At 73.3% G+C, this 16,020-nt stretch carries 13 protein-coding genes; 9 read left to right on the forward strand and 4 right to left on the reverse strand.

Features of this window, described 5'->3' with window-relative positions:
• The first annotated feature begins 85 nt into the window (after positions 1 to 85).
• From Athai_RS18790 to Athai_RS18820, 7 genes are all read left to right on the forward strand, one after another.
• Positions 86 to 1,384, forward strand: a complete 1,299-nt coding sequence (locus Athai_RS18790) for an ABC transporter substrate-binding protein (protein WP_203962697.1) — start codon at positions 86 to 88, stop codon at positions 1,382 to 1,384.
• Positions 1,372 to 2,301, forward strand: a complete 930-nt coding sequence (locus Athai_RS18795; RefSeq protein WP_420829790.1) for a carbohydrate ABC transporter permease — start codon at positions 1,372 to 1,374, stop codon at positions 2,299 to 2,301. The genes Athai_RS18790 and Athai_RS18795 overlap by 13 nt, the downstream gene beginning before the upstream one ends.
• Positions 2,302 to 2,312: 11 nt before the next feature.
• A complete protein-coding gene (locus Athai_RS18800; RefSeq protein ID WP_203962699.1) occupies positions 2,313 to 3,125 on the forward strand; it encodes a carbohydrate ABC transporter permease in 813 nt (270 codons plus the stop codon).
• Between the two features lie 51 nt (positions 3,126 to 3,176).
• Positions 3,177 to 6,413, forward strand: a complete 3,237-nt coding sequence (locus Athai_RS18805) for a glycoside hydrolase family 38 N-terminal domain-containing protein (protein ID WP_203962700.1) — start codon at positions 3,177 to 3,179, stop codon at positions 6,411 to 6,413.
• Between the two features lie 296 nt (positions 6,414 to 6,709).
• Positions 6,710 to 7,225 carry a DUF5709 domain-containing protein gene (locus tag Athai_RS18810; protein WP_203962701.1) on the forward strand — a complete coding sequence of 172 codons (516 nt, stop codon included), beginning with the start codon at positions 6,710 to 6,712 and terminating at the stop codon, positions 7,223 to 7,225.
• Between the two features lie 54 nt (positions 7,226 to 7,279).
• Positions 7,280 to 7,729 (forward strand): MarR family winged helix-turn-helix transcriptional regulator, encoded by a 450-nt coding sequence (locus Athai_RS18815; protein ID WP_203962702.1) that lies wholly within the window; start codon positions 7,280 to 7,282, stop codon positions 7,727 to 7,729.
• A 227-nt stretch (positions 7,730 to 7,956) separates the two neighbouring features.
• Positions 7,957 to 9,354, forward strand: a complete 1,398-nt coding sequence (locus tag Athai_RS18820) for an MFS transporter (protein WP_203962703.1) — start codon at positions 7,957 to 7,959, stop codon at positions 9,352 to 9,354.
• A 147-nt stretch (positions 9,355 to 9,501) separates the two neighbouring features.
• On the opposite strand, the gene Athai_RS18825 is transcribed toward Athai_RS18820, so the two are convergent.
• Positions 9,502 to 10,380, reverse strand: coding sequence for a LysR family transcriptional regulator (locus Athai_RS18825; RefSeq protein ID WP_203962704.1), 879 nt, complete (start codon positions 10,378 to 10,380; stop codon positions 9,502 to 9,504).
• 58 nt (positions 10,381 to 10,438) lie between these two features.
• On the opposite strand from Athai_RS18825, the gene Athai_RS18830 reads away from it, so the two are divergent.
• Complete coding sequence (locus Athai_RS18830) at positions 10,439 to 11,647, forward strand: nuclear transport factor 2 family protein (RefSeq protein WP_203962705.1); 1,209 nt, start codon at positions 10,439 to 10,441, stop codon at positions 11,645 to 11,647.
• Positions 11,648 to 11,935: 288 nt separating this feature from the next.
• Here Athai_RS18830 and Athai_RS18835 read toward each other — a convergent pair whose 3' ends face one another.
• On the reverse strand, positions 11,936 to 12,802 hold the full coding sequence (locus Athai_RS18835) for a helix-turn-helix domain-containing protein (RefSeq protein WP_203962706.1): 867 nt from the start codon (positions 12,800 to 12,802) through the stop codon (positions 11,936 to 11,938).
• Positions 12,803 to 12,973: 171 nt separating this feature from the next.
• Between Athai_RS18835 and Athai_RS18840 the strand changes: the two genes are divergently transcribed.
• Positions 12,974 to 13,678, forward strand: a complete 705-nt coding sequence (locus Athai_RS18840) for an SDR family NAD(P)-dependent oxidoreductase (protein ID WP_203962707.1) — start codon at positions 12,974 to 12,976, stop codon at positions 13,676 to 13,678.
• A 507-nt stretch (positions 13,679 to 14,185) separates the two neighbouring features.
• On the opposite strand, the gene Athai_RS18845 is transcribed toward Athai_RS18840, so the two are convergent.
• Entirely contained in the window at positions 14,186 to 14,980 is a 795-nt protein-coding gene (locus Athai_RS18845; RefSeq protein ID WP_203962708.1) for a family 1 encapsulin nanocompartment shell protein, read from the reverse strand.
• Positions 14,981 to 14,984: 4 nt separating this feature from the next.
• A complete protein-coding gene (locus tag Athai_RS18850; RefSeq protein WP_203962709.1) occupies positions 14,985 to 15,962 on the reverse strand; it encodes a Dyp-type peroxidase in 978 nt (325 codons plus the stop codon).
• Positions 15,963 to 16,020: the final 58 nt, after the last annotated feature.

Below are 16,020 nucleotides of genomic sequence, written 5' to 3' on the forward strand. Positions count from 1 at the left end.
CGTTACCTCTTGTTAAATGACCAGTCCACGCGTACGTTATCGATAACTTAGCAGCCCGGGGCTCCCGGTACGAGGAGGGCACGGCGTGCAAACGAGCGACACAGGACACTCGGTCACCCGGCGGACGGTGCTGGCCTCGGCCCTGGCCGGCGCGGTCGGACTGGCCGCCGCCGGCTGTGCCCGGGGTACCCAGACCCGGCCGTCCCCGGGCGACGTGGTGTCGTTGTTCAACGACAACCCGACCTGGGCGCCCGGCTACGCCGCGGCCGGGAAGGCGTTGCACCGGCTGGTCGGCTACCGGCTGTCGGCCCGGGCCTCGCCGGACACCAGCAGCTACCAGCAGATCGTGCGGATGTCCGCGCAGACCGACTCGACCACCGACCTGATCAAGTGGTGGAGCGGCTACCGGCTGCAGGACATCGCCCGGTCCGGCATCCTGCAGGACGTGTCGTCGGCCTGGGACCTCGCCGCGAAGAACGGCTGGTCCAACGACAAGGAGCTGCGCGACTCGTTCAGCTACCAGGGCAAGCAGTACGGCGTTCCGCTGTACAAGTCGTACTGGGCGGTCTTCTACAACAAGCCGCTCTTCGCCAAGCTGAAGCTCGACGTGCCGACCGACTGGGACGAGTTCCGGCGGGTCGTCGCGGCGCTCAAGGCCAAGCACGTCACCCCGATCGCGTCCGGCGGTGCCACCACCTTCGAGTCGCTGACCTGGTTCCAGCAGCTGGTCAACGGGCTGGACCACCAGTTCTACCTGGACCTGACGGCCGGCAAGGCGTCGTACACCGATCCGGTGTGCCGGCAGGCGATGAAGCTGTGGATCGAGCTGTTCCAGGCGGGTGCGTTCTCCGCGCCGGACCTCAACACCGCCACGGTGCCCGCGCAGTTCGTCCAGGGCCGGATGGCGATGCACCTGTACGGCAGCTGGGACACCGGCGCCTACCTCTCCAACGGGGTCAAGGACGCGAACCTGGGGCTGTTCCTGCTCCCGCCGCCGCCCGGCGGCAACGACTCGGTCGTCGTCGAGTCCGGGGTGCTGTCGGTGTCGAAGAAGGCGCACAAGCTCGACGCCGCCCGCAAGGTCGCCGACGCCTGGCTGAACCCGTCGGTGCAGCGGGCCTGGACCGACTTCCTCAAGGACACCTCCGCCGACCCGGGCGTGGTCCCGAAGGTCGGCGCCATCACCGAACTCGCCGCCTCGGTGCGGCAGCAGAAGCCGACCCAGGCCATCCGGTACTGGGAGGCGTCGCCGCCGGTGCTCATCGAGGGCAACGTGCAGGACCTGAGCGCGTTCATGATCAACCCGACCCGGGCCAACGCGACCCGCACGCTGTCGTCGATGCAGCGTCGCGCCGACAAGGAATGGAAGGTGTGGCGGTCTTGACGACGACGGAGAAGCTGCCGGTCGCGGCGCCGCCGGCGGCGGGCACCCGGCCGCGACGGTTCCAGTGGCGCCGGGCGATGTGGGTCGGCGGGTTCCTGCTGCCGGCGGTGGTGCTGATCGCCGTGCTGCTGGTGGTGCCGTTCCTGGTCACCGCGTACCGCAGCCTGTTCGACGACAACGGGGTCAGCTCGCACTTCATCGGGCTGGCCAACTACGTCGCGCTGTTCACCGACCCGGACTTCGGCCGGTCGCTGCTCAACACCGTGTTCTGGGTGGTGGGCACGCTGGTACTGCCGGTACTGCTCGGGCTGCTGATCGCGGTGCTGACCAACTCGGTGAGGTGGGGCTCGGTCGCCCGCACCGCCGTGGTCATCCCGTACGCGCTGTCCGGTTCGGCCACCGCGCTGCTGTGGACGTTCCTGCTGCAGTCCGACGGTGCGATCAACCAGACGCTGGCCTCGGTCGGCCTCGGCGGGCTGCAACAGGAATGGCTGCTGCACTGGCCGCTGAACACCGTGGTGATGATCCTCGCGACCACCTGGCAGGCCACCGGCGCGTCGATGATCCTGTTCCTGGTGGGTTTGCAGACGATCCCGTCCGAGACGCTGGAGGCCGCCAAGCTCGACGGCGCGCAGGGTGTCCGGCTGTTCTGGAGCATCATCGTCCCGCAGCTGCGGCCGATGACGATCGTGGTGGTCGGCATGTCGATCGTCAACAGCCTCAAGACGTTCGACATCGTCTGGCTGCTGACCCGCGGCGGGCCGGGCACCGCGTCGGAGACGCTCGCGCTGACCATGTACCGGGAAACGTTCACGCTCAGCCGCTACGGGTACGGTGCCGCCGTGTCCGTGGTGCTCACCGTCGTCGTACTCGCCGCCTCCTGGCTCTACCTGCGTCGCCAGGCGACGCAGCGGTGAAGGGGAATCCGATGGCATCACGCATCGTGCGCAACGTGTTGGTCGTGCTGGTCTCGGTGCTGTGGCTGGTACCGACCTGGCTGGTGGTGGTCAACGCCTTCACCCCCGCCGAGCAGTACACCGGCTCGCCGCGCTGGTGGTTCGCCTCGGGCGACATCCTGGGCAACATCCAGACCGCCTTCAGCACCGCCGGAGTCGGTCGGGGCATGGTCAACACGCTGATCTACGCGGCGCTCGGCGCGGCGATCGCGGTACTGATCTCGGCCCTCGCCGGCTTCGCGGTGACGGTGATGCCGGTCAAGCGGCCCGCGATCTGGTTCTGGGGCATCTACATCGGCACGGTCCTGCCGCTGCAGACCTTCCTGTCCCCGCTGTTCACCGGCTACGCGAAGACCGGCCTGTACGACACCCAGTACGGCATGTTGCTCATCTACGTGGCGATGACGATCCCGTTCGCGTTCTTCGTCAACCGCAACTTCCTGATGACGGTGCCGCGCGAGATCGCCGAGGCGGCGCAGTTGGACGGGGCGAACTGGCTGCGGATGTTCGTCCGGGTGCACCTGCCGCTGGCGCGCAGCGCGCTGCTCGCCACGTTCGTCTTCCAGTTCACCTGGATCTGGAACGACCTGCTGTTCGGCATCACGCTGTCGCTGAGCCCCAACGTGCGGCCGGTGACGGCCACCCTCGCCGACCTGTCCGGCAGCTACGGGACGGCGGGCCCGCCGGTCATCCTGGCCGGTGCGCTGGTCGCGTCGATCCCGACCGTACTGCTGTTCTTCGTCTTCCAGCGCTTCTTCGTCAACAGCCTGCGGCTGACGTCCTGACCTGCCGCGGCACCCAGCACGACCCGTACGAGTTCGAGGGGGAAATTCCACATGACGACGCGCGCCCTGGTGGCCGACCGACCATGGTCGACCGAGAAGGCCCGGGCCGGGACCGTCGGGCTGGCCGTCGCGGCCAGCACCGCGGTCGGCGGTACCGAGCTGCGGGCGATGCCGGAGCATCTGGTGCGGCGCGGCCCGGACGGCCCGCAGCGCGCGGTGCGGGTGCTGCTCGCCGGTGCCGCGACCGATCCGGCGCAGTGGCGGTTCGAGGTCGAGGTGGCCGGCCGCGGCCGGGTGCCGGTCGAGGTGCTGCCGGCCACCGGTGGCGCCCGGCTGCTGCTGCCGGCCGAGTCGGACACCCGGGACGTCCGGATCGAGGCGACCCGCACCGGTGACACCGCGGCGAGCCGCGCCGGTGACACCGCGGCGAGCCGCGCCGGGGATACCGCGACGCTGGAGTTTCCGCTGCCACCGGCCCGCGACTGGACCATCCACCTGGTGCACCACTCGCACCTGGACATCGGGTACACCGACCCGCAGGGCACGGTGCTCAACGAGCACGTGGCGTTCCTCGACTCGTGCCTGGACCTGACCCGTACCACCGACGGCTGGCCGGACGACGCCAGGTTCCGCTGGGCGGTCGAGTCGCTGTGGTCGTTCGAGCAGTGGGTGGCCGCGCGGCCACCGGAGCGCATCGCGGAGTTCCTGGAGCGGGTCCGGGCCGGCCAGATCGAGCTGACCGCGATGCCGTACAACCTGCACACCGACACCTGTTCGACCGAGGAACTGCACGAGCTGCTCCGGCTGGCCCGGACGGTTCGGGACAAGTACGGTGTCCAGTTCCGTTCGGCGATGCAGACCGACGTGCCGGGTACCGTCGCCGGGCTGCCGGACGCGCTGGCGCAGCTGGACGTGCGGTACCTGTCGGTGGCGCACAACTGGGCCGGACGCTCGGTGCCGAACGTCAACGGCGGGCACAAGCTGCCGCGGCTGTTCCGGTGGCGCTCGCCGGCCGGCAACGAGCTGCTGGTGTGGATGACCGACAGCCCGCACGGCCTGGCCTACATGGAGGGGCCGGTGCTGGGCTTCGACACCTCGTACGAGATGGTCGACGACCTGCTGCCGGCCTATCTGACCTCGCTCGCGACCAACCCGTACCCGTTCCCGCCGGGGATGTTCGGCTGGCACGGGCCGGCGGTGACCGACCGGGAGCCGTACCCGCACGACGTGCTGCACCTGCGGGTGCAGGGCCACTTCGGCGACAACGCGCCGCCGCGGCTGATCCTGGCCGAGACGGTGAAGCGGTGGAACGAGACGTGGGACAGCCCGCGGCTGCGGCTGTCCACCAACGCCGACTTCTTCGCCGACGCGCAGCAGCGGCTCGGCGAGTCGATCCCGGTCTTCGAGGGCGACTGGGGCGACTGGTGGGTCGAGGGCGTCGGCTCCGGCGCCCGGCCGCAGGCGATGGTGCGGCGCGCGCAGGCCGGCGTGACCACCGCGCAGAGCCTGTACGGGCTGGCCGCGCTGCTGGACCCGGCGGCCCGCACCGCGCAGCAGGCGACGGCCGCGCAGACCGGCGCCAGCCAGGTGTACTCCTCGGTGTCGCTGTTCAACGAGCACACCTGGGGCGCCGCCGACCCGTGGACGCACGGCGACGAGGGCATGCAGTCCGGCGAGCAGCAGTGGCACTGGAAGTACGGCCATGCGCTGCACGGTGAGCACGACGCCGAGGTCTACCTGGACCACGCGGCTGCCGCGCTCGGCGCGACGCTGCCGGCCGGCCCGGCGGCGGACCTGACGTTCTGGGCGGTGAACACCGCGCCGGCGAGCCGGACCGCGGCGGTGCGCTGCTTCGTCCGCGAATCGCGCATCCCGCTGGACCGCCCGCTGACCGTCACCGACGCCCGTACCGGCGCCGCGCTCGACGCCCTGGTCGAGCCGCAGGTCAACCCGGTGCACCGGGACGCCGGCCGGTGGGTGTCGGTGGAGGTCGCCGACGTCCCCCCGTACGGGCTGGTCCGGCTGGACGTGACCGCCGGCGCGCCCGACCCGGCGGCCACCGCCGAGGCCGGCGAGCTGCACATCAGCGCGGCAGGCGGCGGTACGAACGGCTCGGTGGCGCTGCCCACCGAACGTGACGTCACGCTGGAGAACGAGCACCTCAGGCTCACCGTCGACCTGACCCGGGCGTGCGTGTCGAGTCTGGTGTCGAAGGCGACCGGGCGCGAGCTGGTCGACCCGGACGCGGTGGTCGGCTTCAACGGCTACGTGTACGACACGTACACCACCGCCGGCGGCTACAACCACCAGGCGAACAAGACGGCGGTCAGCCCGGAGCTGGAGCTGCTCGGGTCGCGGTCGCTGGCCCGCCCGGCGGTACTGGTCGAGCGGGTCGACGACGCGCTCGGGCAGCGGCTGACCTACGAGTACGCGGCGGACGGCGTGCGCACCGCCCGGACCACGATCCGGCTGGGCCGCCACGCCTCGCACGTCGAGTTCGACAACCGGTTCGACAAGCCGGCCACGATGACCAAGGAGAGCGCGTACCTCGCCTTCCCGTTCCGGGTCACCGACCCGACCGTGCACTACGAGATCACCGGCGCGCTGACCGGTGACGGCATCGAGCACGTGCCGGGTGCGCCGCAGCACATGCGCGCGGTCCGGTCGTTCGTCTCGGTGTCCGATGTGGATGGTCCGGTGGCCTGGGTGACCCGGGACGCGCCGCTGGTGGAACCGGAGACGATCCCGCTGCCGTACGCGCCGTTCCCGGACTCGACCGCGCCGCGACAGCCCGGCACGATCTACTCCTGGGTGCACAACAACCTGTGGGACACCAACTTCCCGTCCGAGCAGGCGTTCGACACGGTGTTCCGGTACGCGGTGGGCGTGCCGCGGGTCGGCGAGGACGTGGAGGCCGACGTGCTGGCGCTGCGCACCGCGTACGAGATCGACCGGCCGCTGGTCGGTGTCGTCGCGCACGGCACCGGCGAGCGCGGCGCCGAACTGTCCCTGCTGTCGGTCGACGACCCCCGGGTGACCGTGCTCGACGCGGTCCCGCTCGCCGCCGACGACGGTGCCGGCGCCGACCTGCTGGTACGCCTCCAGTCGTACGCGCCGGCCGCCACCACGGTGCGGCTGCACTGCGCGGTGCCGGTGGTGGCGGCGTCGCTGGCCACCCTGCTCGGCGACCCGACCGGCGCCACCGAGGTGGACGGCGGCGAGGTCGTGCTGCCGGTACCGCGGATGGGCAGCGTCGCGGTGCGGCTCCGGCTCGGCGCGGCACGGTGAGCCCGCTCGATCGGTCCTGACCATCCCCCAACCCCCCGGAGGGCCCGCACGGCTGCACCCCCGTACCGTGCGGGCGCTCCTCGGGCCGGCCGGCGCCAGCGCGCACCGGCCGGCCCGCCGCCGTCCGGCGCCCGGGAGACCGCCCCGCCTCGCCCGGCCGGGGTCTGCGGACCACGCGGTGCCGCGATCTCGCCCCGCCGGCCCGGCCGGGGTGCCAGTATCGGCGGTGAGGCGCCCGCGGCGGGTGCTTCGTCGGCGTGCCCGGCCGGCCGATCACCGGACGAAAGAGGCGATCGATGACGCAGGCGGACGACGACCCGGACGCGCGGCAGAGCGACGAGGTCTCCGACGACGGCGTCCTGGACACCGACGAGACGCTGCTGTCCGACCAGCCGTCCGACGACCCGCTCGACACCGGCATCGAGCCGCCCGACCACTGGTCGGAGGTCAACCGGTTCGGCATGACGCCGGCCGAGGAGCGGCGCGGCGAGTCGCTGGAGCAGCTGCTGTCCGAGGAGGAACCGGACGTGGCGCCGGACGCGGTCGACGACCGCTGGGCCGACGGCCCCGATCCGCGTTCCGGCCGGCTGCGCGACACCGGGGAGGAGATGACCGGCGTCGACGTCGGCGTCGATGCCGGGGCGGCGAGCGCCGAGGAGGCCGCGGTGCACTGGGTCGACGAGGACACCGACCGGGCCGCGGAGTTCGACGACGCCGACGAGTACGAGACGCTGCCGGAGGCGGTCCGCAACACCGAGCTGGACCAGCAACGCGACCGCGACCCGGACCCGAACGACCCGTACCGTCCCTGACTCCGCCGCCGGCTCGGTCGTTAGCGCACCTAACGGTGAGGCTAGGGTGAGCGGATGGACAACGACCCGGCGCTGCTGCCCGAACGGCTGCGCAGCATGCCCAGCCGGCTGCTTGCCCAGGCCGGCGGGTACGCGCAGCGCACCTCGGCCGACGCGCTCGCCGCGTTCGGCCTGCGGCAGCACCACTACGCGCTGCTCGCCGCGCTCGCCGAGTTCGGCCCGGCGAGCCAGTCCGCGCTCAGTGACCGCACCGGCGTCTACCGCAGCGACCTGGTCGGCGCGCTCAACGAACTCGGCGAGCGCGGCCTGGTGTCCCGCTCCCCCGACCCGGGCGATCGCCGGCGCAACGTGGTGAGCATCAGCGCCGCCGGCCGGCAGCAGCTGCGCCGGCTGGACACCGCGCTGCGGCAGGCGCAGGAACGGCTGCTGGCACCGCTGGCGGCGGCGGACCGGCAGCGGCTGCTGGAGCTGCTCGGCCGGCTGCTGGCCGGTCGCGAGCACTGACGCACGCACCCTCGGCCGCCGCCCCGGCCGGCCCCTGAGCAGAAGCCGGCTGCCGCTCCCGGCACCCGCACACCCGCCGACCGGCGACCGCTCCCGGCGCTGGGGCACGCGCCGGCGGTTCCACTGACCTTACGGCGGCCGTGCCCCACTCCCGGGCGCCCACGACCCGGTCCATCGTGAGGCGGTTCACCCGCACCGGTGCGGCGACAGCCGATACGGTCGACCGGGTGGACCGACGTGCGCTGGTGTTGGTCGCCGTGTTGCTGTCCACGGTGACGTTTCCGCTGACCATCACCGGGGCGTCGGTGGCGCTGCCGGACATCCGTAGCGACCTGGGCGCCGGGCTGGCGGGCACCCAGTGGGTCGTCAACGGGTACAACGCGACGTTCGCCGCGTTCCTGGTGGTGACCGGCTCGCTGGCCGACCTGCTCGGCCGCCGGCGGGTCTATCTGACCGGCCTCACGCTGTACGTGGCGACCGGGGTGGCCAGCGCACTGTCCGGCAACGTGCTGCTGCTCGACGCGGTACGCCTGCTCGGCGGGGTCGGCGCGGCCGCCGCGGTCACCGGCGGCGCGGCGCTGCTGTCCGCGGCGTTTCCCGGCCCGGCCCGGGCCCGCGCGTTCGGGCTGCTCCGCACGATGCTCGGCGCCGGGCTGGCGTTCGGCCCGTCCATCGGCGGCCTGCTCGTGTCGCACCTGGGATGGCGCGCCGTCTTCGCGGTACCGGCCGGCATCGCGAGCTGCGCGCTGCTGCTCGCGCTCGCCATCCCGCGGCCGGCCGACCGGCCGCCGGCACGCCGGATCGACTGGGCCGGTGGCGCACTGTTCACCGGTGCGCTGCTGACCGTCATCGCGGTCCTGGTCGAAGCGCCCGACGCCGGCTTCGGCCATCCGGTGATCATCGCCGGGTGGGTGCTCGCCGCCGCGCTCGCGGTCGGCTTCGTGGCGGTGGAGCGTCGCGCCGACGATCCCGTCGTCGAGCTGCGGCTGCTCACCAATCCGCGCTTCGCCTCGTACGCGACCGCCGCCGCCACCCTGGTCGTGGTGCTGGTGCCGCTGCTGGTGTACCTGCCGTCCTACCTGATCTCGGTGGCCGGTGTCGGCGCCGGTACCGCCGGGCTGTGGCTGCTGCTGCTCACCGGCCCGACGGTACTGCTGCCGACGGTCAGCGGACTGGTCGCGCGGTGGGTGCCGACGGTGGCGATCGCGGTCGGCGCGATCGTGCTGTGCGGGATCGGTGCCCTGCTGGTGACCCGGATCGGGCCGCACACCGGGCCGGCCGGGCTCGCCCTGCCGCTGATCCTGGTCGGCGCCGGTACCGGGCTGACCCAGGGGCTGCTGGACGGCCGCGCGATCGACACCGTCCGGGCGGAGGCGGCCGGCGCTGCCTCGGGGCTGTTCCAGACCTCCCGGCTGGCGTCCGAGACGGTCGGGATCGCGGTGGTCGGTGCGATCCTCGCCGCGCTGTCCGGGGACCGGCTCGCCGGCGCCGGGTACACCCGCGCGCTGCACGTGGTCGGGGTGGTGCTCGCCGGGGTCTGCGTGGCCGGCGCGATCGGCGTACTCGCCCTGTCCCGCCGCCGGGCCCGGATCCCCAGCGCCGCAACCGAATCCGCACGCTGCTGACCCGGCCGGCCCGAGCGCACGGCCCACTCCGGGGCCGGGAGCCGAGCCCGTACCGGCCGGGCCGCGCACCGCCGATCCTGGCACGCCGGCTGCGACGGCCGCCAACGCGCCCGCCGGAGCAGGGTGCCGCGGCAACCGGCGGCGGCGTCAGCGGTGCGTGCGCAGGGCGGCGACCAGCCGGTCCAGGTCGTCGCGGCCGGGGCGGGTCGCCACGTAGACGCCGCGGCGGGGCGCGTCGCGCAGCGCGAGCAGCCGGACGTCGGGGCGCAGCGCCGCCCCGAGACTGCGCGGCACCAGCGCGACGCCGTGTCCGGCCGCGACCAGCGCGACCTTGATCATCAGGGCACCGACGCCGCGGTCCACCTGCAGCGTCAGGTCGTACCGGGCGGCGAGCTGGTGCAGCAGCGCCTCCGAGCCGGCGTTGTCCTCGATCCAGCACTCGTCGGCGAGGTCGGCGATGCTCACCCGCCGGCGCCGGGCCAGCCGATGGTCGCCCGGAACGACGACGCTCATCGGATCGGCGAACAGGTGCCGCAACCGCACGTCCCGGGACTTCGGCAGCCCTGGCGGCGCATCGGTGACCACGGCGAGGTCGAGCTCTCCGCCGGCGACACGGTCGATCAGCCGGGCCGTCGAGTCGGTCAGCATCGTCCAGGACGGCGGGTCGGGCACCCGTCGCAGCGCGTCCGGTACCAGCGCCATCGCCGCCGACTGGACGGCGCCGACGCTGACGTGCGGCGCCGGCCCGGGTGCGGCGGCCGCGCGGGCGGCGCGGTCGGCCTCGGCGACGAGCAGCCGGGCGTGCGGCAACACCGCAGCACCGGCGGGGGTGGGCCGCACCCCGCGCGGCTCCCGTACCAGCAGGGCGGTGCCGAGGTCACGTTCCAGCGCGGCGATCTGCCGGGAGACGGCGGACTGGGTGTAGCCGAGCGTCTCGGCCGCCGCGGACAGGCTACCCGCCCGGCACGCCTCGCAGAACGTGACCCAGGGCGTCAGCGACGCCATCCTGGCATGCTCGATACGCATAGATCGCATGCTAATCCTGCGCTGGTCGCATGGTTGGATCGGCGCCAGACTGGGCCCCATGAACTCCGCACAGACGGTGTCGGTCCTCGGCCTCGGCCGGATGGGCACCGCGATCTCCCGCAGGCTCGCCGATCTCGGCCGCCCGGTCACCGGCTGGTCCCGGTCCGGCGTCGAGCTGGCCGGGGTCCGCGCCGCCGGCTCGCCGGCCAGCGCGGTCGCCGGCGCCGACCTCGTCCTGCTCGCCCTCTACGACGCGACCGCCTGCCGCCAGGTGCTCGCCCGCTGCGCCGACCACCTGCGCCCGGACGCCACGGTGCTGAACCTCGCGACGATCGCGCCGGCCGAGGCCGCCGGGCTGCGCCGCAGCGTGCCCGTCCGGTACGTGCAGTGCCCGGTGCTCGGCTCGGCGCCCGCGGCAGCGGCCGGCGCGCTGAGCCTGCTGTACGGCGCGGCCGGGCCGACGCCCGCCGAGACCGAGACGCTCGCCGCGCTGGGCACCGTCATCTGCTGCGGCGACGCGGCCACCGCCGCCGCGCTCAAGCTGGTCGCGAACGGCGTGCTCGGCGACGGCCTGGTCGCCCTCGGCCAGGCGCTCGCCCGCGCGCGACGACTCGGCCTGGACCGCGACCGCACGCTCGACGTGCTGGCGGGTACGGCCCTGGGCGGCCTGGTGAGCGGCAAACGCGACCGGCTGACCGGCAACACCACCGCGGGCGCGGACTTCACCGCCGGCGCGCTCGGCAAGGACGCGGAACTGCTCGCCCGCGTCGACCCGGACAGTGCCCCGCTGGCCCGGGTGCTGGCGCTGGCCGGCGCACCGGCCGACGCGGACGTCGCCGCGATCGTCGCCGGGCTGGCGGACGCCGATCGCGTCATCGTCGACCCGGCCGCGCACCTGTTCGCCGCACCCGGCGTACCCGCCGACGACGAGCTGATGGCGCCGCTGATCAGCTACGCGCGCGGTCACGCCACCGGTGACCCGGCGCACTTCGCCACCGCGTTCCGGCCGACCGCACACATCGAAGGCATCCGGGGCGGCGAGTTCGTGTCCTGGGGGCTGGACCGCTACCGGGCGAACTTCACCGGGACGCCCGCGGCGGACGAGGCGGACCGGGTGCGTACCGTCACCGAGCTGGGGCGCACCGGCACCGTCGGGCACGCCACGATGATCCTGCGGCATGGTGCCGACACCTTCACCGACCTGTTCGTCCTGGTCCGCGAGCACGGTGCGTGGCGGATCGCGAACAAGGTCTACCACCGGTCCTGACCCGGCACCGGCCGACCGGCGGCGGCGAACGTCGACCCGGCCTGCCCGGCCCACCGGCGGCCGTCGCGTCGGCCGGAGCGGCGGGGCGGGGCGTCGCGTCGGCCGGAGCGGCGGGCGGCCAGCGGCCGTCAAGCCGGCCGGCGGGCCGTCGACCCGGCCGGCGGGCCGTCAGCCCGGCCGGCGGGCCGTCAGCCCGGCCGGCGGGCCGTCAGCCCGGCCGGCGGGCCGTCAGCCCGGCCGGCGGGCCGTCAGCCCGGCCGGCGGGCCGTCAGCCCGGCCGGCGGGCCGTCAGCCCGGCCGGCGGGCGGCGCGGTCGGCCGGCGCCGGTGCGGCCGGCTCCGTCTGGTAGGCGGTGAGCAGCGCCAGCTTGTCCGCGTCCGCCGAACCCCGCTCGGCGTGGTAGATCGCGAGCACCTGGCCGTTGGTGCCGCCGATCGCGAGCTTCTCCCGGTACAGCGTCAGCTCCCCGACCTGCGGGTGTTCCAGCAGCACCGCGGAACCCTGCCAGGGGCCCACGTCGTGCCGGGCCCACAGCCGCCGGAACCGGTCGCTGCCCAGCGACAGCTCACCGACCAGCTCGATGAACCGCGGATCGTCGGTGTCGGTACCGACCGCCTGCCGGAAACCGGCGACCAGGCCGGCGGTGGCGCGCTCCCAGTCCGGGTACATCGCCTGCTCGGCCGGGTCGAGGAACACGTCGAGCAGCCGGTTGTGGCCGACCGCGAGCCGCGGCGAGATCGTCGCGGCGAGCGGGTTCGCGGCCAGGACGTCGAAGTAGCGGCCCTCGACGAACGCCGGCAGCGCCAGGGTGTCGAGCAGCATACGGACCCCGGCGGGCACGGCCTCCCGGCGGGGCCGCCGGCGCGCCCGGCGCGGCTTCTCGGCGGCCAGGCTGATCAGGTACCCGGTCGCCGCGTCGTCGAGCTGCAACACCCGGGCGAGCGCCTCGAGTACCTGCACCGACGGGTTGCGGTCCCGGCCCTGCTCCAGCCGCAGGTAGTAGTCGGCGCTGATGCCGGCGAGCATCGCGACCTCCTCGCGCCGCAGCCCGGGCACCCGGCGCACCCCGACCTGCGGCAGGCCGAGACGATCCGGCGAGACCAGTTCGCGCCGGGCGCGCAGGTACTCGCCGAGCCGGTTCGTGTCGTCGGTCATGACCTCAGCGTAGGCATCCCGGCGGCATCCTGGCTGGTCCTGCCACCCCCAGGATCAGCGGGGCGCTGTCGCGCGCCGCGGGACCGACGAACCCTGGAGTCGACGGCGGTCGGGCCTCGCTGGGCCGGTCACCGACGACGATCCAGGTCCGTTCGAGAGGAAGCGGCAGACATGACCATCACACTCGTCACCGGCGCGAACCGGGGACTCGGGTACGAAACCGCCCGCCAGCTGGTCGAGGCGGGGCACACGGTGTTTCTGGGCGCGCGCAGCGCCGAGCGCGGCGCGAAGGCCGCGGCCGAGCTCGGTGCCCGGTTCGTCGCGCTCGACGTCACCGACGACGACTCGGTGTCGGCCGCGCTGCGCACCATCGCGGACGAGGCCGGCGGGCTGGACGTCCTCGTCAACAACGCCGGCATCGCCGAGATGCGTGGCGGGTCCGAGGCCGACACGGTCACCGGTGAGTCGGCGCTGCGCCAGTTCGACACCAACGCCGTCGGCGTGGTGCGGGTCACCACGGCCGCGCTGCCGCTGCTGCGCGCCTCCACCAACCCGGTGGTGGTCAACGTCTCCAGCGCGCTCGGCTCGTTCTGGGCGGTCACCAACCCGCAGCGCCGCCAGTTCCACTACCCGTCCATCGTGTACGGGGCGACCAAGGCGGCGGTCTCGATGCTCACCGTGCAGTACGCCAAGGCGGTACCGGAGGTCAAGTTCAACGCGGTCGAGCCCGGCTTCACCGCCACCGACTTCACCGCCGGGATCGAGGGTGGTCGCCCGGTGCAGCAGAGTGCCGAGGTCATCGTCCGGCTCGCCACCATCGGTACCGACGGGCCCACCGGCACCTTCACCGAGGACGAGCACGCCCTCCCCTGGTAGCCGCTGGCCGGGTCAGGGGCGGCGGGCGGCCCAGACCGCGCGGTCGGTGCGTACCACGCGGTCGGCGCGGCGCAGGATGCCGTCCGGGCCGGCCGGGTCGAGCAGCCGGTCCAGCGCCGCGACGGTACGGCGACCGGCCGAGCACCAGAGTCAAGGGCCTTGTCGATCTCGTGCTGCTCAGCGAGCCGGGCCTCGCGCCCGATTCCTTCCTGGCCAGAGCAGTCGACCCCGTGTTCTCGGTTCGCGCGACCCCTGCAGTGCCGGTGGAGATTTCCGATCCCCCACCAGGGTGGACGGAGATACCCGACGATCGCCGCAGACCTCACGCAGACCTCACCAGGACCGAGCCGCGGCTCGGGGCTGCGATCGCACTTGTCCGTGGCTTCTGGGCTGACCCGCACCATACTGACGACCCGACCGATGCGGGCTGATACGCCGACGACCGGTTGCGAGTCCGCGAGCGCCGATCCGTGCCCGTCCACGGTGGACGGGCACGGATCGGCGATCTCAGCTGGCGATGGGGACGGCGGCTTCGGTGGTGTAGAGCAGGAAGGTGAGCGTCTGGATGAAGTAGAGCTCGACCGACTCGGCATCGTGTGCGGTGTAGCCGATCGAGAGGTCCTGCCCGAGGTGCAGCTCGAAGTCGCCACCCCGGGTGGACAGCAGGAACGCGCCGTTGATCGCCGGCGCCCAGATGATCTCGCCGTCGATGAGCCGGCCCAGGTGTTCCCGGACCGGGTAGCCGTGGTCGGAGGTCTCGTTGACCTCGGTGTACGCGTCGGCGCTGAGCAGCAGCGAGTACGGCCCGGCGACGCCGGCCAGGCGCAGCTCGCTGACCGCGCGGCTGATCGTGTCGGGATAGTCGCGTACCTCGCCGGGCAGTGTCAGCGCCGGGTTCGAGGCACCGGCCCGGATGCCGCCGATGCCGGCCGCGGGGTACCCCTCGAAGATGGCGCGGTCCTCGGCGAACGCCATCCGCTTGGCGGCGTCCTTGACCGGCTGCCAGTCGGCGTCCTTGGCGCCCCGCTCGACCGCGTCGACCTCGTCGCGCGAAACGGTGAACGGCACCCGCAGCTCCACCAGCGGCTGCGCAACCCGGCGGTGCGCGCGGACCCCGTCGGGTGCGTCGATCCGCTCCCGGCGACCGGTGCCGATCGCGGCGAGTTCGGTGCCGTCCGGGCCGGACACGTCGACGACACGACGGCCGGCGAGGTGCCGGGTGAAGGTACGCCGGGCCTCCTGCGACAGGTCGTCCCAGGCGGCATCCGAGATCGGGGCCAGTTCGCGATGCAGGTTGTTCATTCGCTCATTCACCTCGCAGGTCGCCGATCGCCAGCGATCCGTCCGGCGTGCCGCCGGCCGGTTCCGGCGGATCGTCCAGGAAGTCGACGGTCGGGATGTAGAACAGGCCGCCGGTCACCGCGGTGGAGAAGTCGAGGATCCGGTCGTAGTTGCCGGGCGGGTCACCGAGGAACATCCGTTGCAGCATCAGCTCGGTGACCTCCGGGTCCGCCGCGTAGCCGACGAAGTAGGTGCCGGCCTCACCGCGGGACGGCGATCCGAACGGCATGTTGGACCGGACGATCTGGCGCTGGGTGCCGTTCGCGTCCACGATGGTGTTGAGCGCGACGTGCGAGTTGGTCGGTTTGACGTCGTCGGGCATCTCCACGTCGGCGAGCTTGGTCCGGCCGATCGCCCGCTCCTGATCCTCTGTGGACAGTGCCGACCAGGCGGCCAGGTCGTGCAGGTACTTCTGCACGATCAGGTAGCTGCCGCCGGCGAAGTCCGGGTCCTCGTCGCCGACCAGCACGGCACCGGAGGCGGCCCGGCCGGTCGGGTTCTCGGTACCGTCGACGAAACCGAGCAGGTCGCGCTGCTCGAAGTAGCGGAAGCCCATCGTCTCGTCCTCGACCACGACCAGGCCGGCCAGCCGGTCGAGGATCAGCACGCCCAGCTCGTAGCACAGGTCGTAGCGGCCGGCGCGGATGTGCAGCAGCAGGTCGCCGGGGGTGGCCGGGGCGTGGTGCCGGGGACCGCGCAGCGGCCGGAACGGGTGCAGCTTCGCCGGCCGCGGCGAGCCGAACAGCCGGTCCCAGATCGCCGAGCCGACTCCCACCACGCAGCTCAGCTCGCCGTGAGCGGACCGGAAACCGACCGACCGCACCAGCCCGGACACGTCGGTGAGCACGTCGCGCACCGCCGCCTCGGACCCCGGCCGTACCGACAGCACCAGGAACAGCGCGGCCGGCGACAGCGGATCGAGGACCGGCTGCGGCTGCGTCATGTCCGGCAGGATCGCACGATCGGGTCAGCCGCCGGTAGCTGAACCGCCGAATCCGTGT

This window comes from Actinocatenispora thailandica, assembly GCF_016865425.1.
GTDB classification, from domain to species: domain Bacteria; phylum Actinomycetota; class Actinomycetes; order Mycobacteriales; family Micromonosporaceae; genus Actinocatenispora; species Actinocatenispora thailandica.